The organism is Bradyrhizobium sp. Leo114 (assembly GCF_055229415.2).
In genome coordinates, this window is record NZ_JBUYEN020000007.1 from 1 (window position 1) to 18271 (window position 18271).

Annotated in this window: 16 protein-coding genes and 1 pseudogene; 4 read left to right on the plus strand and 13 right to left on the minus strand. The window is 62.5% G+C overall.

Annotated features, from left to right (window positions below):
- Positions 1-260 (minus strand): annotated as a pseudogene (locus ACZIRK_RS10165) (transposase); the annotation flags it as partial.
- On the opposite strand from ACZIRK_RS10165, the gene ACZIRK_RS10170 reads away from it, so the two are divergent.
- From ACZIRK_RS10170 to ACZIRK_RS10180, 3 genes are all read left to right on the plus strand, one after another.
- Positions 259-450, plus strand: coding sequence for a hypothetical protein (locus tag ACZIRK_RS10170; protein ID WP_463327334.1), 192 nt, complete (start codon positions 259-261; stop codon positions 448-450). The pseudogene ACZIRK_RS10165 and the gene ACZIRK_RS10170 sit on opposite strands and share 2 nt — an antisense overlap.
- Positions 451-532: 82 nt before the next feature.
- Positions 533-964: a cupin domain-containing protein gene (locus ACZIRK_RS10175; RefSeq protein ID WP_130225937.1), complete on the plus strand. Its 432-nt coding sequence runs from the start codon at positions 533-535 to the stop codon at positions 962-964.
- Positions 965-1065: 101 nt separating this feature from the next.
- Entirely contained in the window at positions 1066-1548 is a 483-nt protein-coding gene (locus tag ACZIRK_RS10180; protein WP_245474711.1) for a cupin domain-containing protein, read from the plus strand.
- 637 nt (positions 1549-2185) lie between these two features.
- Here ACZIRK_RS10180 and ACZIRK_RS10185 read toward each other — a convergent pair.
- From ACZIRK_RS10185 to ACZIRK_RS10205, 5 genes are all read right to left on the minus strand, one after another.
- Complete coding sequence (locus ACZIRK_RS10185; protein WP_130225936.1) at positions 2186-2611, minus strand: OsmC family protein; 426 nt, start codon at positions 2609-2611, stop codon at positions 2186-2188.
- 118 nt (positions 2612-2729) lie between these two features.
- A complete protein-coding gene (locus tag ACZIRK_RS10190; protein ID WP_130225956.1) occupies positions 2730-3506 on the minus strand; it encodes an alpha/beta fold hydrolase in 777 nt (258 codons plus the stop codon).
- Between the two features lie 309 nt (positions 3507-3815).
- Positions 3816-5018: an MFS transporter gene (locus ACZIRK_RS10195; protein WP_130225935.1), complete on the minus strand. Its 1203-nt coding sequence runs from the start codon at positions 5016-5018 to the stop codon at positions 3816-3818.
- A gap of 563 nt (positions 5019-5581) precedes the next feature.
- On the minus strand, positions 5582-6646 hold the full coding sequence (locus tag ACZIRK_RS10200; RefSeq protein ID WP_130225934.1) for a ketopantoate reductase family protein: 1065 nt from the start codon (positions 6644-6646) through the stop codon (positions 5582-5584).
- Positions 6647-6874: 228 nt separating this feature from the next.
- Complete coding sequence (locus tag ACZIRK_RS10205) at positions 6875-7177, minus strand: BA14K family protein (RefSeq protein WP_130225933.1); 303 nt, start codon at positions 7175-7177, stop codon at positions 6875-6877.
- A 298-nt stretch (positions 7178-7475) separates the two neighbouring features.
- Between ACZIRK_RS10205 and ACZIRK_RS10210 the strand changes: the two genes are divergently transcribed.
- Positions 7476-7841: a hypothetical protein gene (locus ACZIRK_RS10210; RefSeq protein WP_130225932.1), complete on the plus strand. Its 366-nt coding sequence runs from the start codon at positions 7476-7478 to the stop codon at positions 7839-7841.
- 123 nt (positions 7842-7964) lie between these two features.
- Here the strand turns inward: ACZIRK_RS10210 and ACZIRK_RS10215 are convergent, their stop codons facing one another.
- From ACZIRK_RS10215 to ACZIRK_RS10245, 7 genes are all read right to left on the minus strand, one after another.
- Positions 7965-8282 (minus strand): BA14K family protein, encoded by a 318-nt coding sequence (locus ACZIRK_RS10215; protein ID WP_130225931.1) that lies wholly within the window; start codon positions 8280-8282, stop codon positions 7965-7967.
- An 8-nt stretch (positions 8283-8290) separates the two neighbouring features.
- Entirely contained in the window at positions 8291-8587 is a 297-nt protein-coding gene (locus ACZIRK_RS10220; RefSeq protein WP_130225930.1) for a hypothetical protein, read from the minus strand.
- Between the two features lie 55 nt (positions 8588-8642).
- On the minus strand, positions 8643-10190 hold the full coding sequence (locus tag ACZIRK_RS10225) for an efflux transporter outer membrane subunit (protein ID WP_130225929.1): 1548 nt from the start codon (positions 10188-10190) through the stop codon (positions 8643-8645).
- Between the two features lies 1 nt (position 10191).
- Complete coding sequence (locus tag ACZIRK_RS10230; protein WP_463327335.1) at positions 10192-13479, minus strand: efflux RND transporter permease subunit; 3288 nt, start codon at positions 13477-13479, stop codon at positions 10192-10194.
- A gap of 3 nt (positions 13480-13482) precedes the next feature.
- Complete coding sequence (locus ACZIRK_RS10235; protein ID WP_130225927.1) at positions 13483-16590, minus strand: MdtB/MuxB family multidrug efflux RND transporter permease subunit; 3108 nt, start codon at positions 16588-16590, stop codon at positions 13483-13485.
- Positions 16587-17810: an MdtA/MuxA family multidrug efflux RND transporter periplasmic adaptor subunit gene (locus ACZIRK_RS10240; RefSeq protein WP_463327336.1), complete on the minus strand. Its 1224-nt coding sequence runs from the start codon at positions 17808-17810 to the stop codon at positions 16587-16589. Before ACZIRK_RS10240 ends, ACZIRK_RS10235 begins: the two co-directional genes overlap by 4 nt.
- Before the next feature lie 243 nt (positions 17811-18053).
- Entirely contained in the window at positions 18054-18209 is a 156-nt protein-coding gene (locus ACZIRK_RS10245; protein WP_165435208.1) for a hypothetical protein, read from the minus strand.
- Positions 18210-18271 lie beyond the last annotated feature (62 nt).

Below are 18271 nucleotides of genomic sequence, written 5' to 3' on the forward strand. Positions count from 1 at the left end.
TTCAGCCGCTTGCCGCAGATTCGATCCGAGACCTCCCACAAGGCCACCAGCGCATCCCTGATCTTGGCGCCGTAGGTCGGCCTTCGCTGCCGCCTGGCCTCCGGCGAAATTGCGACATGGCTGGCAAGCGCCCGGACCGCGTGCTTGCGATGCCAGCCGGTCACCGCGCAAAGCTCGTCGAGTATGCGCCCCTTATCTGCCCGCCCTGCCAATCGATAGCGCTCTACCACCGCCGCCGTGAGCTCGCGCCGAGCACCCATGCTGATCCGTCCTGCCATCGGTGACACCGATCCGATTCGGTGTCGCCGCCCCAATCCTGACGGTCAGTTCTCCGGTAACATTCTTGATGAGGCAATGCGCTCCGCCTGGCTCGCGGATTCGACCGCGCTTAAGGTTGCCTCGCTCCTCGAGGAAGTGAGCCCCGTCCGCAACCTTCACCCTGCCATCTAACGCTAGAGGGTCGGGATCTTCCCGCCCCCGTCAATTCCTCATGCAATCTATTGAGCTCAGAAGCCAATCGAGGTCTTAATCAATGCGTGCCATCACGACGAATTTCGAAACGACCGAATTTGCTGGTCTCACGACCAAAATTGTCAATCCGGACGAAAGCTCGTTCACGGTGCTGGATATGACCATCAAGCCGGGCTTCGGCGCACCGGCCCACATCTCCGAGGGCGAAGACAAGCTGTTTATCGTCCTGGAGGGCCAATTGAAGTACCTCGTGGGAGATCAGACTGGGGTCGCGGTACCCGGTGCGCGTGTTGTCGTGCCCAAAGGGGTTGTTCACGGATTCACCAACGTGGGAGCGGCCGACGCGAGGCACATCCTGGTCTCCTCGCCGCGCCGCCACGAGGAGTTCTTCCGTGATCTCCACAATATCCCGGATCCGCGCGAGCAGCATATGGACATGCTGCCGACGATCGCAGCGCGCAATGGTCAACAGATTGTTGGAGCTCTTCCGTAACGCTGTAATTGCGCGCTTCCGCACCTGCATCCGCATCTTACCGAGATGGCAATGTCCCAAATATTTACCGAGCTATCACACCAAACTGAGAGCCGCTCACAATGATTGGATTCTCCGGAGTTATCTCCGCCAAGACGCGCCGACTGTGGCGCAGAATTGCCCTGTTCGGCAGCCTGAAATGTCTGGCCGTCGGATTGCTGGCATCGTTTATTTCAACGGCCTGTGCGCAGCAGCAAACGGACGTCACCATTAAGCAATTGCTCTCGACGACGACTACGTCTGGCGGGCAAAAGATCGTATTGCCCCAAAAGGATGCGGAACTGGTAGCGTCTATCTTCGAAATCCCCCGAGGGGCGAACCTTCCAGAGCACGAGCATCCGTATCCACGATACGGTTACATCTTGTCGGGAAGCTTGCGCGTGACGGACACCGAAACCGGTCAAAGCAAGACGTATCAGTCAGGAGACTTTGTGTTGGAGTCGGTGGGGCGTTGGCACACTGGCGCCAATGCAGGAGAGGAGCCGACAAGGCTGCTCGTTATCGACATCGTCGAGAAGGGACACACGAACACGGTGCTCAAGTAGCGGCAGAATAGGTAACGCCGAAAGGCGGCGCGGTGGGGGCGCGCATCGGTTGCCATGTAGGCATGTCCGTTTGTGGCCCATCACGTCGATCCTGCGATTGATCGAAAGGGCCGCTATCGAGGGGTAACCGGACCACCAGCGGAATCGGGAAGACAGCCGCTCATGAGGCGTAGCGCAAGATCGTAGTCCGTGGCTGGTTATCCGGCCGGATCGCGTTGGCGGCCGCTGCATCATAGGGGTATAGCGAAGCAGTAGTGCCCATCTTCATCGGCCGTGGCGCGCCATTTCGGTGCCGGGACGCACGTTGTCGGCACCGGACCATGGATGACGTAGGCGTAGCACGCTCTGTTCGGTGCTTGGCAACGATAGGCGCAATCCGCGTCGCGCCGCCACGCACCGGCTACTGTGCATGGGGTTGTTTTCGACTTTTTTGTTTTGGGCATGAAAGCGACAGGCTGAAACGGGTCTCATCCGGCTCCTGCCCGCTACTTCATCAACCGCACGCCCTTGGTCGTGAAGCGCTGCGTCTTGCCGCCCGGGCGCATGGGACGCTTCGCCGTTATTCGATACAAAACCGCAAACACTCGATTCCCTGCATGACCGCTGTCGGTGCGAGGTGTTGTGCGATCATGCAGCCTCACGAAACGAGTGTGGCACTAAAATAAATCTCGACCTTCATCAGCTTGGAGACGGGGCAGCCGGCTTTTGCGCTCGCGGCGATCGACTGGAATGTGTCGTGATCCATGCCCGGTATCTTCGCCGTGGTGGTGAGATGCGCCGAGGTGATCGAAAAGCCGTCCCCGTCCTTCTCGATGGTGATTTCTGATTTGCTGTCGACCTGCTCCGGCACGAAATTCGCCTGACCGAGTTGCCTGACGAATGACATGGTGAAGCACGCGGCATGCGCGGCACCTAACAGCTCCTCCGGATTGGTGCCCGGCTTCTCGCCGTAGCGGCTGAAGAAGGTGTAGGGATGATTGTCCAGCGCGTGGCTCTCGGTGGAGACCGAGCCCTTGCCTTCGCGCAGGCTCCCATTCCAGGCGGCGGATCCGAAACGTTTCATCGGTCTTTACTCCTTCCTGTTGTGCATCCCCCGCAGCTTACGAGCGCGTCAGCACCGCCGCTCGTCTCTTCCCGGTCTCGATCATGTCGAGAGCGCGGCCATCCCAAGTGTGGTCACCTCATGGGCGTTGGCCGGCAGCCTCCAGGATCAGTTGCGTGATCTCGGCAGGTTGAGAGATCAGCGACAGGTGACTCGCTTTCACCTCAATGGTCTTGGCTCCCATGCGCTTGGCCATGAATCGTTCGAGGTCCGGATTGATCGTGCGGTCCTCGGTCGAGACGGCGTAGTAGCTCGGCTTTGATCGCCAGGCCGCGTTCGTGGTCTTGCCGGAGAGCAACGCCTTGTGGAACGGCTGCTGGACGGCATAGAGCACCTTGGCCTTTGCCTCCGGCAGGTCGCCCGCGAAATCGTGCAGGAAAGCTTCCTCGGAGAGGCGTCCTTCATCGCCGTCGAACACGATGCCGGCGGTTGCTGGCGGGGTCGGATAGGTCTTGGCGAGCGCGGTGTAGTCCTCGCCGGCGTCCGGCGCGCGCGCCGCCACATAGACGAGCGCCGAGACGTTCGGATGCACGCCGGCCTCGGTGACGATCATGCCGGAGAAGGAATGGCCGACCAGAACCGTCGGCCCGTTCTGCCGAGCGAGCACGCGCTCGGCTGATGCGACCGCTTCGGGTAGCGTGGTCAGCGGATTCTGCACGGAGGTCGCGTTGAGGCCGGCCGTCTGCAATCGCGCGATCACCTCGGACCAGCACGAGCCGTCGGCGAACAGCCCATGCACCAGCACGACGTTGCGCGCCTTCGGCGGAGTTGCGTTTGCGGCCATGCCGCGTGTGGAGATCAGCGAGGCCGCTGCGCCGGCAAGCAGGGCGGTTGAAAAAGCTCGTCTGTTCATCATCGTGATGTCGCTTCCTTTGATCACGAGAGGGATCGTCTTGATGGCGCGAAATGGCCGCGCGGTCTCAAGCAGGTCCCTGCATCAATGCGTCGATGCCGGGCCAATGCGCGGCGAAGATGCCGCGCACGAACGCCTCGCGGTTGTTCTCGATGCTTTAGTGGTCGTGAGGATAGTTGACCATGATACCGAAGGATTTCGGGATCGCACGGAGCTCGGTGTTGCCGAGTCAGTGATCAGCTCGAGCCGCGCCGTTGCCGAGGTGAAAACGCGTTACCGGGTCGATGCGATGGCCGGTCAAGCGCACGAATCTTACGCATCCGCGGATCGCGGCGCGCTTCGATCGCTTTTGTCCTCGACTGCGATCGCCAGCAGCCATATGGCAAACCCCGCCAAAGCCAGCCCGCAGCCGACCCAGCCGGTCGATGTCCATCCGTAGCCGGCAGAGATGGCGAGGCCGCCGAGCCACGGGCCGAGCGCATTTGCGGTGTTGAAAGCCGAATGGTTGAGGGCGGCCGGAAGGGCCTGGGCTTCGCCCGACACATCCATCAGCCGGGTCTGCAGCACAGTTCCGAGCGCTCCGCCCAAACCGATGAGAAATGCGTCGATCGTCATGGTCCAGATGTTCAACGCTGCCCAGGGGAATACAGCTAACGCGGCGGAACTCCAGATCAGTAAGCCGCCCGCCGTCGGCATGATTGCGCGGTCGGCGACCCGTGGCACGACAATATTGCCGATGGTCAGGCCGAGCCCGAACGCTGACAGCACCAACGGCACGAGGGCGGGCGAAACGTGCGTCACTTCCATCAGCGTCGTCGCGGTGTAGGTGTAAACCGCAAACAGGCCGCCAAAGCCGATGGCGCCGATTGCGAGCGTGAGCCAGACTTGGCCGCGCCTCAATGCGTCAAGCTCACGCAACGCGCTTGCCTTCGGGGCCGGGTGATCGACGGGCGCGAACCATGCAACCATTGAAAGGGCCGCGATGGCGAGCGCAGCGACGACGCCAAAGCTCCAGCGCCAGCCGGCCGCCTGACCCAGCCAGTTCGCGAGCGGGACACCGATCACGGTCGCAACCGTCAGGCCAAGGAACATCTTTCCGACGGCCTGAGTCCGCTTGTGTAATGGCACCAGCGAGGCTGCCACCATGGCCGCCGTGCCAAAGTAGGCCCCATGCGGGACGCCGCTCAGGAAACGGAACGCCAGCATCCAGTGATAGCTGGGCGCGAACGCGCTCAGCGCGTTGCCGACGGCGAACATGGCCATCAGCAACAAAAGGACGTTGCGACGCGCCAAGCGAGCCGTCAGTACAGCAAGCACGGGCGCACCGATCACCACGCCCAACGCATACATGCTGATGACGTTTCCGGCTGTCGGCTCATCAATCCGCAGATCCGGCGCGAAATAGGGCAACAGGCTCATGGTTGCGAATTCAGTGGTGCCGATCGCAAAGCCGCCCATGGCTAACGCGAACAGGACAAGGCCGGTCCCTACAGGGGCGGCATTCTGCTTTTCCATATCTTTCCCGATTTTTGGAATGCCGATTCAATCGCCCTAAGGCTTGATCGGATGAATGGCTCGATCAGATGGCGGTGGCTCGATCCTTGACGGTTACCGCCTGCGATCGAATCCCATAACGGATGTGGGAAGATGTTCAGAGGGTGGTCTGCAACACATGTATTCCATGCGTCCGGCACGGCTGGAGCGCGCGTCATTCATCGGAGGTTGAGACCTGAGGGATAGAGGCACCTGAGCAAGAGCAGGCACACTGAATTACATGACATCGATCAAATAGACATGCATCCCATCAGATTCAAATAATGCCTGTGTGATGTCGGTCAGGTCCCGGCCAAGCCATTGCTATCGGGCACGCTGCCCTTCGTCCTGGATCGCTCGCGAGCAGAGGCGTCGCCGGCGTGAAATCAACCTGCTTCTCATGGCGCCACGCCAGACCGACAGAGCAAGCGGCGGTGTCAGGGCAACCGAGCGCCCTGGGGAGTCATTTCAGGATTTTCGAAGGTGTAGATATCTGGTACGCCATTCCGAATGGCACGCCAATCGCGGACCACGATCGCAGCACGTCACTGCGCGCTGGATCCGCCCTCCACGATCTTCTCGTTCAGCTTCTGATCCACGATCTGGACGGTTCGGTCGATCTCGGCATTGGGCGCGCCAAGCTGATGCGAAATCAACTTCACCAGCAGGTCGACCCGCTCGATGAAGGGCGCTCCGCTCGCCACAGCGCGCGCCGCCGATGAAGGTTTGAGAAGGCTTTCCGCCGCCTTGGCGTATTTCTCGAACGGCACCTGGTCCTTCGGGTCGGCTCCCAGTCGGCGAGCGATCCCATCGACGTGCTCATAGATCGACTGCGAGCGCTTCAGATCGGCGTGCACCGCGTCGCGGATCGATTGCGGCTCCTGTGGCGTGATGCAGCGGTAATTGCCGGTCAATAGCATCGACCATTTGGCCAGCGGGACGAACAGCGAGTCGAACACTTTGAGCTTCACGGGAACGTCCTGGCCATCCAGCTTCACTGCGTCGATGTCCGCCTCCAGCTCGCGAAGCAGCCGGTTATGTGCCTCATCCGCAAATGCCGCTGCCTTGAAATTTGTCGGCAGGCCGACATGAAGGACATTCGCCGCCTCGTCCGGTGGGCGGAAGGCCTGCGGATCAGGCGAGCACAGCGAAACCAGTCCCGGCTTGAACCGTTCCCATACCTGCGCATTGGTATAGGCTTCTTCGAGGTCCATCTCCGCCAGCGCCGGAATCCGTTTGAGATAGGGCAAGGGCGGCATGTTCATGATCGAAAGGCAAGGCAGCTTCGCCTCGGCGATCTTGATCATCAGAACCCGGATCGTGTGGTTGGTGTATTGCGGCTCCTGCATGGCAAGGCCAACCAGATCGTAACGGGAGAGGTCGACGTCTGCAGGCGGTGTCGCGTCCAGGGTCCCGGGCAGATCACGCGAAAAGATCGAGCGGTGCGTCGGCTCGTCACGCAGCTTGATGCGAACTTCGGTGCCGTCGCGATTGATGAGCTCTGCGGTCTTCTTGCGACAAACCAAGGTCACGTTGTGACCGGCCATCAGCAGCTTCGTCGCGAGCAATGAGCCATACGAGGCTCCAAGGATCAGAACGTTGCGCGCCATGCTCCCTCTCCCAAAGGTTTTCCTCCAACGCCCCCAACCCAAGCCAGTCTCGAATTTTCGTCGGGTATCCGCTTGGGCGAAGGAACGGCGCAGGCCGGACCTTTACATCAGACGGGGACGGCCTCTTCGGGCAAGGAGCATACCTCTCTATCGCCAATTGACGAGCATTACAATCACACAGCGCTTCGCGCTTTCAGTCCGCAAAAGAAGTCTCTCCTTCAGCTTGCATCATTCGCACCGATAGTGGTGGCCGTCACGGCCAAGGAATGTGCCGGTCGCGGGACTGTACGAGCGGTGGCGCTGCGCGCAGGTGCCGATGCCGCTGTCCTCTTCGTTATAGTATTGCAGAACAGAAGGTGGTCCCGATTCCAGCCTGGCCGCGGGCGTGGGCGCGCCGCCGTTCAGGATGTCTGCATTGGGATGATAGAACGCGTACAGTCCGGGCTCCTGGATGGCGGCCTGAGCAAATACTGGTGTTGCGGCTGCTGCCGACAGCAGCGCGGCGGCCGCGAGGATCTTGAGTGAGGTCATCGAAATTCTCCATCGGTCGATACGAAAACCCGATCGGCGCGCGCGATCCCGCGTGACGCACCGTCAGGCGGTGCGCGGTCAAACGCGAGTTTTTCGTATTGGGTTGTCCGAATGCTCGGATCTTTCGATTCAAGATCTAAGTGGCCTGCGCGCGCATCCCACTAAATTCTGCTTTACGATTCTCAACTCGAGTTGACGGCGGGAGCGTGAGAGAGATCGCCAACCGGATACGCGGCGGCGACGTCATCACGAAGCAGCGAAACGCGAGTGAATCGCTTTAACGCCATGTCAGTAGCGATTGATTGTTTATGCTGGTTTGCGCGGCATCGCTAAACGCGAATTTAGTGGGGGCGGCGAAAAAGAATCCCACCTTTCTTTGTGTAACGTTCCGTATGTCACCACTCGAAAGGACAAAGCCATGAAAGTCGCAATGGTAGCATTGGTCGCCGCGTCCATGCTCTCAAGCACGTACGCTTTTGCCAATACGGCGCGTCATGAACCGATGGTCAGGAGCTATCCGATATACAGAGAGGCAGTTCCATCCGTCATGTTGCATCCGAACTACGGCAATCCGAACGGAAATCCGGATGGTCCGACCACGTTGAGCGGTACCGGCGATTCTCAATTCGGCGGTTCGTCAGCCGGCACCAGCGGTTACAACTAAGTGAAAGCTGCAGTTGAGCGGCTTTGCTTGAAAGCCACTGTGCCGCTCCAATGTAACGACGCGCGAACCTCGCGCGTCGTTGAAGTGACGCGAGACGGCGTTACCTCGACCGCTGAGGTGACGTCACTTCTTCGGGGCCGATCGTCTGCTGCGGCTGGCGGTGCCGAACACGACTTGCGATGGATAGGGAGAAGCTGAGCGCTGAGGCATGCTCCCGAGGAAGCCTGCGGCGCCGATCCACGCGACGGTGGGTTGCGCGGCAAAATTGCCGGGAAATACGCCATTGGTCGGGAAGTCGCGATTGTCGTTGCGGTTGTCATAGAACCAGCCGCTCGTCTGGCCGTATCGGATGGCGCGATACCCAAACTCGGTCGCTGATCCCGGCGAGATAGCGGGCGCTGCCAGGATCGTCGCGCAAATTGCGATCTTCAATCTACCCATTGGCTTTCCTATGGCCGGATCGTGCCCCAGTCGCCCTTCCAACCCGCAAGCTTTCCGCGACGAAACTGCAGATAGAGCCCGTCGCTCCGGCTCGACAATGCGCTTCCCTTGACATTCGGCAGTGCCAGGTAAAGTTCGTTGCCGGGGCGGCCTCGCATAAAGGTCAAAGGCACGCCGAGCGTGCGCGCGACCTCATCGGGCTTCATCCCGAACCGAAGCGAGGGTGCGCTCTGCTGTGCAGCGACGGACGTTGCTTCGAGTGCTGCCAGAGCGAGCGCCATCACGAGCAAGCCGGTGTTCTTCATCCGAGACACCCATTTGAGTCAGGGCAAACGCAAGCCAATGCGGCGAAGGCGGACATCATTGTAGCGAGACCAGCGTCCCGGCCGGCGTCCAGCCGCCGCCGAGCGCCTGAAACAGACTGGTCGCCGCCAATAATTTCGAGAGCCGCACCTGAACCAACGTGATCTCCGCGGTGAAGAGCGTCTGTTCGGCCTGCAGGACCGTAATCAGATTGATCGTGCCGCCCCGCAACTGCTTTTCCGCCACATCGAACGCCGTTCGCGAACTCGCAACGACCTGCGCTTGCAGCCGCTCCTGGAGCGTGAACTTCTGCAACGCGACGAGCGCCTTCTCGACGTCGGAGAATGCCGACAGAACCGCCTTGCGATAGGCCTGCAGGTCCTGAAGCTGCACGCCTTTGGCCTGCTTCAACTGGCTCTCGAGCAGGAAGCCATCGAAGATCGGCTGGGTGAGGCTGGCCGTGAGGGTGGAGAACGCCGCCCCCGGCGTGAACAGCGAGGCCAGCGCGCTGCTCTGGAATCCGCCGGTGCCGGTGAGTTGGATCTGCGGAAAGAAGGCCGCGCGAGCCTGCTCGACGCTGAAGTTCGATGCCGCAAGCAGCGCCTCCGCCTGGCGAATGTCCGGCCGTTGGTAAAGCAGTTCCGATGGCAGGCCGGGGGTTACCCGAGGCACTTTGATGCGGCTGGTCGATCCGCCCCGCACCGAGAAATTCGCCGGCGCTCGTCCAACAAGGACGGCGAGCGCGGCAATGTTCTGACCGATGGTGACTTCGAGAGGAGGAATCGCCGCCCGCTGCGTTCCTGTCAGCGCCTCCTGTTGCGAAACGTCGAGCTGCGAGGCTGTTCCGCCGGCAAACTGCGTCCTGATCAGCGCTAGGATTCGCTCGGCCGCTGCGAGGTTCTCGCGCGTCACCCGCAACTGGTCCTGCGCCGCCAGAATCTGGAAATACGTGTTGGCCACCGTGACGATCGCGGTCAGCGTGACCACCTCGCGATTATATCGGGAGGCTGTCGCGCTCTCTTCCGCTGCATGGAGCGCTGCCTGGTTCTTGCCCCAGAAGTCGAGCATGTAGCTCGCAGTGAGGCTGGTGCTGAATTGTGAGAAGTTCGAACTCCCGCCGCCACGTCCGCCTCCGGTCCCGGTGACGCCCCCGCCAAGGTTGCTGCCGCTGCTGATGGCGCTGCTTGTGGAGCCGAAATGCGCGCGCTCGGCGCTGGCTGCTCCGGTCAGGGACGGCAATAGCGGCGAACCAGCCACGCCGACCTGGGCGTCGGCCTGCACGACCTGGGCGATCGCGACTGCAATGTCGAGATTGTTGATCTGCGTCGCGTCCATTAGTGACGTCAGTTCGCCGGAGCCGAAGCCGCGCCACCAGTCCAGGACCGGGAGCGCGGCGTCAGGACCCGCCGAACTTGCCGCGCGATATTTCTCCGGCACTTCGAGATTGAGCTCGGGCCGTTCCGATCCCAGGATGCAGCCGGACAGGCCGGGGCCGAACGCCAGTACGATCAACGCGGAAATCGCGCGGGTGCGACCGTCTCCCCACGGCAAGATCGCCCGGGCCAGACTTCGGTGTCGGACTCGTAGTACCGAGGATTTCGACATCTCACTCGCCTGGCTGCAGTGAGGGCTTGGGCAGGTTGGGAGGCGTGTTGCCCCTTCGACGTTGGCCCCAGAGCCGGAACCTGTCCAGATACAAATAGATCACAGGTGTCGAATAAAGTGTCAGCATCTGGCTCAGGATGAGACCGCCGACGATGGCGATGCCGAGCGGTTGGCGCAATTCGCCGCCTTCGCCCATTCCGACGGCAAGCGGCACCGCGCCGAGCAGTGCGGCCATGGTCGTCATCATGATCGGGCGGAACCGGAGCAGGCAGGCCTCGCGGATGGCATCGAGCGGATCGAGGCCGCGCTTGCGCTCGGCGTCAAGTGCAAAGTCGATCATCATGATCGCGTTCTTCTTCACGATGCCGATCAGCAGGATCACGCCGATCAGCGCCATGATGCTGAACTCGGTGCGGAACGCGATCAGCGCCAGCAGCGCGCCCACGCCGGCCGACGGCAGCGTCGAGAGGATGGTCAGGGGATGGATGTAGCTCTCATAGAGCACACCGAGCACGATGTAGATGGTTACCAAGGCGGCCAGGATGAGCAGCGGCTGATTGCTGAGCGAATCCTGGAAGACCTTTGCCGTGCCCTGGAAGGTGCCGCGGATCGTCGCGGGCACGCCGATCCGGTTCATGGTGGCCTCGATGGTGCTGACGGCGGTGCCGAGCGACACGTTGGGAGGCAGGTTGAAGGAGATCGTGTTGGCGACGAGAAGTCCCTGATGATTGACGGAGAGCGGTGTTGCGCCCCGACCGAAATGCGCGACCGCCGAAAGCGGAATCATCGTTTCGCTGCTGGTGCTGACCGCCGCGCCGGTCGAGGCCACGCCTTTGCCGGTCGACCCGATCGAATTGGTCGCAAGATTGCGCGCGGCTTGTGCGTTGGCCGAGTTGGCGGTAACAGATGTTCCCGGCGTCACTACTGTTCCCGCCACCGCGTTGGTTGCCTGCGAGCCGCCGACCGATCCGCCGGAGGTGCTGATGTAGACATCCTTGAGCGTCTCCGGATTCTGCCAGTAGCGCGGTGCTACCTCCATGATCACGTGATACTGGTTGCGCGCGACATAGATGGTCGAGACCTGGCGCTGGCCGAACGCGTCATAGAGCGTGTTGTCGATCTGGCTGACGGTGATCCCGAGCCGCGCCGCGGCGTCGCGATCGATGACCAGATTGGATTCGAGCCCCTTGTCCTGCTGATCGCTGTTGACGTCGGCGAGGTTGGACTCGCGCTGCAGCGCCGCCGTAATCTTCGGTGTCCATTCGTTGAGCTCTTCCAGCGCCGGGCTCTGCAGCGTGTACTGGTACTGTGCGCTGGATAGCCGCCCGCCGACGCGGATGTCCTGCACCGACTGCAGAAACAGGGTTGCCCCGGGCACGGTGGCGAGCTCGCGCCGCAACCGCGCGATCACCTGGTCGGCGCCGACCTTGCGCTGCTCGAGCGGGCGCAGCGAGACGAAAACGAAGCCGGAATTGGTCTGGTTGCTGCCGGTGAAGCCGACGACGGCGTCCACCGCGGGATCGTGCTTGATGATGGTGACGAACTGCGTCAGCTTCTGCTGCATCAACTGGAACGAAATGCTCTGATCCGCCTGGATCGAGCCGACCAGCCGTCCGGTGTCCTGCTGAGGGAAGAAGCCCTTGGGGATCACGCCGTAGAGATAGAAGTTGAGCCCCAGCACCGCGGCGAGGATCAGCATTACCGATCTCGGGTGCGCGAGGGCGGCCGAGAGCGTCCGCCGATAGAAGCCGAGCATCGCTTCGAAGAAGCGCTCGCTGGCGCGATAGAGCCAGCCGTGGACCTGGTTGCTTTCCCGGCGCAGCAGCACCGAGCACATCATCGGCGTGGTCGCGAGCGAGACCGCAAGCGAGATCAGGATCGAGATCGAGATCGTCATCGCGAATTCGCGGAACAGCCGGCCGACGATGCCGCCCATCAAGAGGATCGGGATGAACACCGCGATCAGCGAGATGCTCATCGAGAGCACGGTGAAGCCGACCTCGCCCGAGCCCTTCAGCGCTGCCTCAAACGGCGACATCCCGTGCTCGATATAGCGGGTGACGTTTTCGAGCACGACGATGGCGTCGTCGACGACAAAGCCGGTCGCCACCGTCAGCGCCATCAGCGACAAATTATCGAGGCTGTAGCCGACCAGATACATGACGCCGAAGGTCGCGACCAGCGACACCGAGACCGCGACCACAGGGATCAACGTCGCGCGGGCGTTGCGGAGGAACGAGAACACCACGAGGATCACCAGCAGCACGGCTAGCACCAGGGTCCGCTCGACGTCATGCAGCGAGGTGCGGATGGTGGTCGAGCGGTCGACCGCCAGATCGATGTCGATCGCGGGCGAGACCGAAGCCTTGAGCTGGGGCATCAGCGCCTTGACCAGATCGACCGTGCTGATGATGTTGGCATTCGGCTGCCGGTACAGGATGATCAGGACGGCGGGCTTGCCGTTGGCGAGGCCGGCGTTGCGCAGGTTCTCCACGGAATCGGTGACCTCTCCGACATCGGAGAGATGCACGGCCGCGCCATTGCGATAGGCGATGACCATTGACTTGTAGTCGTCGGCCTTGTTGGCCTGGTCGTTGGCATAGATCTGGTAGCGCCGCTCGCCGACGTCGATCCCGCCCTTGGGGCTATGCGCATTGGCGCTGGCGAGCGCGGCGCGCACGTCCTCGAGCCCGATGCCGTATTTGTAGAGCGCCTGCGGAACCAGGTCGACGCGTACCGCCGGCAGCGAGCTGCCGCCGACAATGACCTCGCCGATCCCCTCGACCTGCGAGAGCTTTTGCGCCAGCACGGTGGAGGCGGCGTCGTAGAGGTCGCCGCGAGTCAGCGTATCGGACGTCAGCGTCAGGATCAGGATCGGCGCGTCGGCGGGATTGACCTTGCGGTAGGTCGGATTGCTGCGCAGGCTGGTCGGAAGGTCGGCGCGGGCGGCGTTGATCGCGGCCTGCACGTCGCGCGCCGCGCCGTTGATGTCGCGGTTCAGACCGAATTGCAGGGTGATGCGCGTCGAGCCCACTGTGCTTTGCGAGGTCATCTCGGTGACGTCGGCGATCTGGCCGAGATGGCGCTCGAGCGGGCTTGCGACCGTGGTCGCGACGTCCTCGGGGCTCGCGCCCGGCAGCGTCGCCTGCACCGAGATGGTCGGGAAGTCGACCTGCGGCAGCGGCGAGACCGGCAGCTTGAAGAACGCCACCACGCCCGCCGCCGCAAGCCCGAAGGTCAGCAGTGTGGTCGCAACCGGCAGGCGGATGAAGGGCGTTGACGGGTCCATGGCTCAGTGGGCTCCGCGTGTTTCGCGGGCACCGCCGGGTCCTCCGGCAAGCCGTACGGCGAGCCGGTCGAACCACAGATAGATCACCGGCGTCGTGAACAAGGTGAGCAACTGGCTGACCAGAAGGCCGCCGACGATGGAAATGCCGAGCGGGTGCCGCAGCTCCGATCCGGCACCGGTTCCGAGCATCAGCGGCAGCGCGCCGAGCACTGCGGCCATGGTCGTCATGATGATCGGCCGGAACCGCAGCAGGCACGCCTGGTAGATCGCCTCGCGCGGCGACCGGCCTTCGTTGCGTTCGGCATCGAGCGCGAAGTCGATCATCATGATCGCGTTCTTCTTGACGATGCCGATCAATAGAATGATGCCGATGATCGCGACGATCGTGAGGTCCTGCCCCGCCATCATCAGCGCGAGCAATGCGCCGATCCCGGCCGAAGGCAGGGTCGAGAGAATCGTGAGCGGGTGGATGAAGCTCTCATAGAGCACGCCCAGCACGATATAGACCGTGACGATCGCGGCCAGGATCAGGAACAGTTGGTTCGAGAGCGAGGCTTGAAAGGCGAGCGCTGCGCCCTGGAAACTCGTGATGATGCCGAGCGGCTGACCGATGTCGATCTGCGCCTGCTTGACGGCGGCGACCGCCTCTCCCAGCGACGCGTCGGGCGCCAGGTTGAACGATATGGTGGCCGAGGGGAACTGGCCGAGATGCGAAACCTGCAACGGCGCGATGTCCTCGTGCATCTTGGCCAGCACCGGCAACGGCACCGGCGCGCCTCCGACCGAGGAGGGCAGGTAGATCGACGACAGCGATTGGAGGGAGGTCTGCAGCGTCGGATCGGCTTCCAGGATCACCCGGTACTGGTTTGAGTTGGTGAACACCGTCGAGACGATGCGCTGGCCGAAGGAGTCGTAGAGCGCATTGTCGACGGTCGCGGGCGTGATCCCGAACCGCGCCGCCTGCTCGCGGTCGATGTCGACGAAGACCGCAAGTCCCTTGGCGGACATATCGGTCGAGACGTCGGTGAACGCGGGAAGCTGCCGCAATCTGTCGACGAGCTTCGGGGCCCATTCGGCGAGCTGGGCCGGGTCGGCGTCCTGCAGGATGAACTGATATTGCGCCTTGCTGACGGTGCCTTCGATGGTCAAATCCTGCACCGGCTGCATGTAGAGCGCGACGCCGATCAGCGATGCCGTGCTGTCCTTGAGACGGCGCATGACGCTCGCGATATCGGATTTTCGCTGATCGTGCGGCTTCAGGTTGATCAGGATGCGACCGCTGTTGAGCGTGGTGTTGGTGCCGTCGACGCCGATGAAGGAGGAAAGGCTCTCGACGTCGGGATCCCGGAGGATGACGTCGGCCAGTTGCTGCTGCCGCTCCGCCATCGCGGCGTATGAAACCGATTGCGGCGCCTCCGAAATCGCCTGGATGACGCCGGTGTCCTGCAGCGGGAAGAACCCCTTGGGGATCGCGACATAGAGCAGAGCGGTCAAGCCGAAGGTGGCGAGCGCCACCAGCAGCACCAGGGTCTGGCGGTCCAGCACCCAGTTCAGCATCCGGGCATAGATCGCGATGACATGATCGAAGCCTTCGCGGCTCAGGCGCTGGAGCACGTTCTCATGCGCCTCGCCTTCCGCCTTGAGCAGCTTGGCGCAGGCCATCGGAACCAGCGTCAAGGACACCACGGCGGATATCAGGATGGTGACCGACAGCGTGATGGCGAACTCGCGGAACAGGCGGCCGACCACGTCACCCATGAACAGCAGCGGAATCAGCACCGCGATCAGCGACACCGTCAGCGAGATGATCGTGAAGCCGATCTGCTCGGAACCGCGGAGCGCGGCCGCTAGCGGAGTTTCTCCGTCCTCGATGTAGCGGGAGATGTTCTCGATGACGACGATCGCGTCATCGACCACAAAGCCGGTGGCGATCGTGAGCGCCATCAGGGAGAGGTTGTTGAGGCTGAAGCCGAACAGATACATCGCCCCCAGGGTGCCGACCAGCGAGAGCGGCACGGAGAGGCTTGGGATCAGCGTCGCGCGCGGACTGCGCAGGAATACGAAGATCACCAGCACGACCAGCACGACTGCGAGCGAGAGCTCGTATTCCACGTCCCTGACCGAGGCGCGGATGGTCACGGTGCGGTCGGTCAGGATGTTCAGGTCGATGGCGGCAGGCAACGCCGCCTGCAACTGCGGCAACACCGCCTTGATCCCTTCGACCACCGAGATGACGTTGGCCCCGGGCTGGCGCTGGATGTTGAGGATGATCGCCGGCGTCGTATTCATCCAGGCGCCGAGCTTGTCGTTCTCGGCGCCGTCGATGACGTCGCCGATGTCGCTGAGACGGACCGGAGAGCCGTTCTTGTAGGCCACGATCAGGGATTTGTAGCCACCGGCACCGCGGATCTGGTCGTTGGCGTTGATGGTGTAGGAGCGCATCGCGCCGTCAAAATTGCCCTTGGGCGTGTTGACATTGGCATTGCCGAGGGTGGTGCGCAGGTCGTCGATATTGAGGCCATAGGCGGCAAGCTTGCGGATGTCGGCGCGGACGCGGACCGCCGGCCGCTGGCCGCCGCTGATGCTGACGAGGCCTACTCCCGGAAACTGCGAGATCTTCTGCGCCAGCCGGGTGTAGACGAAATCCTGGACCTGCGTCAGCGGCATGGTCTTCGACGTCAGGCCAAGGGTCAGGATCGGAGCGTCGGCCGGATTGACCTTGGCATAGATCGGCGGCGCCGGAAGATCTGATGGCAGCAGATTGCCGGCGGCATTGATCGCGGCCTGCACCTCCTGCTCGGCGACATCGAGCGAGATCGTCAATCCGAACTGCAGCGTGATGACCGAGGCGCCGGCCGAGCTGACTGAACTCATCTGGCTCAGGTTCGGCATCTGGCCGAACTGCACCTCCAGCGGCGCCGTGACGGACGACGTCATCACGTCAGGACTGGCGCCGGGATAAAAGGTCTGGACCTGGATCGTCGGGTAATCGACCTCGGGCAGGGCGGCGACGGGCAGGAAGCGGAATGCCAGCATTCCCGACAGCATGATGGCGATCATCAAGAGCGTTGTCGCCACCGGTCTGTGGATGAATGGCCGCGAGGGGTTCATTCGTGTCCACCCCCGGAGCGCCGCCCCTTGCCGTCCACCGCTTTCGAATCCGGCGGCTTGGCCGCAGCGGCCGACTCGCCCGCCCCCGTCGGAGGTCGAATGACGATCCTGGCGCCTTCCCGCAGCTTGTCGGCGCCATCGATCACGATGCGGTCGCCGGGGGAAAGTCCGGACTGAACCTCGACCCGGTCTCCTTCAGTGACGCCAAGCTTGACCGGGCGCACCGAGACCGTGCTGTCGCCGTTGACGAGATAGACGAAGGTGCCGGGCGTGCCGCGCTGGATGCCGGCCGTCGACACCGTCGTCACGTCCTTATGGGTGTCCAGCAGGAGACGCACGTTGACGAACTGATTGGGATACAGCGTCCGCGCTTCGTTCGAGAATTGCGCGCGCAGCTTGATCGTGCCGGTGGTCGGATCGATCTGGCTGTCGAAGGTCTGCAGCGCCCCGCTGGCGAGCTTGTTGGTGCCGCTGCGATCGTAGGCCGCGGCCGGCAGCACCGCTCCCTCGCGGAGCCGCGTGGCGATCGCCTGAAGCTGGTCCTCCGGGAGTGTGAACAGGACGCTGATCGGCTGCAGTTGCGTGATCACCACGATGCCGGTGGCATCACCAGGGGTGACGTAGTTGCCCTGATCGACCTGCCGCAATCCGACGCGCCCATCCAGCGGCGACAGGATGTGGCAATAGCGCAGGTTCACTTCGGCGGCCTGCACCGAGGCGCGGTCCGCTTCAACCGTGCCTTCGTTCTGCGCGACCAGGGCTATTTGCGTGTCGAGTTGCTGGTGCGGCACGGCGTTCTGCTTCGCCAGGCCCTGGTAGCGGGCAAGATCGACCTGGGCGCCCTTCAGCATGGCTTGGTCGCGCGCAAGCTGTCCCTTGGCCTGGGCTAGCGCCGCTTCAAAGGGGCGGGAGTCGATCTCCGCGATCAAATCACCCTTCTTGACTTCATCGCCTTCCTTGAACGCGATGCGGGTCAAATATCCGCTGATCTGGCTTCTGATCGTGACGGTGGCGAGTGAAGAGACGGTGCCGAGCCCATTGAGGTTGATCCCGATATCGCCCTTGCCGACAGTCTCGGCGACAACAGACATCGGCGGGGCGGTTCGCTTGCCGGCTGTTTCCTGTGGCGTGCCTGCGGGCTTCGTCCACCAGACGATGCCGGCAGCCAGCAGGAGAATAACGGCGATCGCGAACCCAATGCGCCCGCGAGCCGGGCGCACGACTTTTTTCCCAGGCGCAATCGAAGGGGGGTCCGTCGACTTCCTTAGCTGCTGATCCATGGGTCACCTGCGAAAGCGCATGAACGAACCCGCGTGGGGCGCATGTCGCCGCAGCCCGGTTCCTGCAACATTCCAGGTCGACATATTGAACGATTAAGGGCCGGAAAGCCCATTAACATTCGGTAGGGAGGCTCAACAAAGGCTGATGGTTCCGCGCGTTCGGCGGCAATCGGCGACTTCAGCCTAATTCTTGGCCAGATCGGCCTGCGAAGCCATTTCGGCCCGCCGCTCATAGCTCTCGGCAAGAACCTTGAGACGATCGGCGACTGCCTGGTCGCTCACGCTTTCCGCGACCCGGCGCAAGGTCTGCGCTGGGCTCGAATATTCCCTGCTCGGCATACTCAACTCCGCAACTCATGGTTTCAAACTCTTATGTAGGTGCGCGGTGCACGATGCCGAAT

What these genes read in the sequence shown, in the direction of transcription:
- ACZIRK_RS10180 (WP_245474711.1), top strand. Translation starts at nt 1,066, where the DNA reads ATGATTGGATTCTCCGGAGTTATCTCCGCCAAGACGCGCCGACTGTGG.
- ACZIRK_RS10225 (WP_130225929.1), bottom strand. Translation starts at nt 10,190, where the DNA reads ATGTCGAAATCCTCGGTACTACGAGTCCGACACCGAAGTCTGGCCCGG.
- ACZIRK_RS10220 (WP_130225930.1), bottom strand. Translation starts at nt 8,587, where the DNA reads ATGAAGAACACCGGCTTGCTCGTGATGGCGCTCGCTCTGGCAGCACTC.
- ACZIRK_RS10200 (WP_130225934.1), bottom strand. Translation starts at nt 6,646, where the DNA reads ATGGCGCGCAACGTTCTGATCCTTGGAGCCTCGTATGGCTCATTGCTC.
- ACZIRK_RS10190 (WP_130225956.1), bottom strand. Translation starts at nt 3,506, where the DNA reads ATGATGAACAGACGAGCTTTTTCAACCGCCCTGCTTGCCGGCGCAGCG.
- ACZIRK_RS10235 (WP_130225927.1), bottom strand. Translation starts at nt 16,590, where the DNA reads ATGAACCCCTCGCGGCCATTCATCCACAGACCGGTGGCGACAACGCTC.
- ACZIRK_RS10205 (WP_130225933.1), bottom strand. Translation starts at nt 7,177, where the DNA reads ATGACCTCACTCAAGATCCTCGCGGCCGCCGCGCTGCTGTCGGCAGCA.
- ACZIRK_RS10170 (WP_463327334.1), top strand. Translation starts at nt 259, where the DNA reads ATGCTGATCCGTCCTGCCATCGGTGACACCGATCCGATTCGGTGTCGC.
- ACZIRK_RS10245 (WP_165435208.1), bottom strand. Translation starts at nt 18,209, where the DNA reads ATGCCGAGCAGGGAATATTCGAGCCCAGCGCAGACCTTGCGCCGGGTC.
- ACZIRK_RS10230 (WP_463327335.1), bottom strand. Translation starts at nt 13,479, where the DNA reads ATGGACCCGTCAACGCCCTTCATCCGCCTGCCGGTTGCGACCACACTG.
- ACZIRK_RS10185 (WP_130225936.1), bottom strand. Translation starts at nt 2,611, where the DNA reads ATGAAACGTTTCGGATCCGCCGCCTGGAATGGGAGCCTGCGCGAAGGC.
- ACZIRK_RS10195 (WP_130225935.1), bottom strand. Translation starts at nt 5,018, where the DNA reads ATGGAAAAGCAGAATGCCGCCCCTGTAGGGACCGGCCTTGTCCTGTTC.
- ACZIRK_RS10215 (WP_130225931.1), bottom strand. Translation starts at nt 8,282, where the DNA reads ATGGGTAGATTGAAGATCGCAATTTGCGCGACGATCCTGGCAGCGCCC.
- ACZIRK_RS10175 (WP_130225937.1), top strand. Translation starts at nt 533, where the DNA reads ATGCGTGCCATCACGACGAATTTCGAAACGACCGAATTTGCTGGTCTC.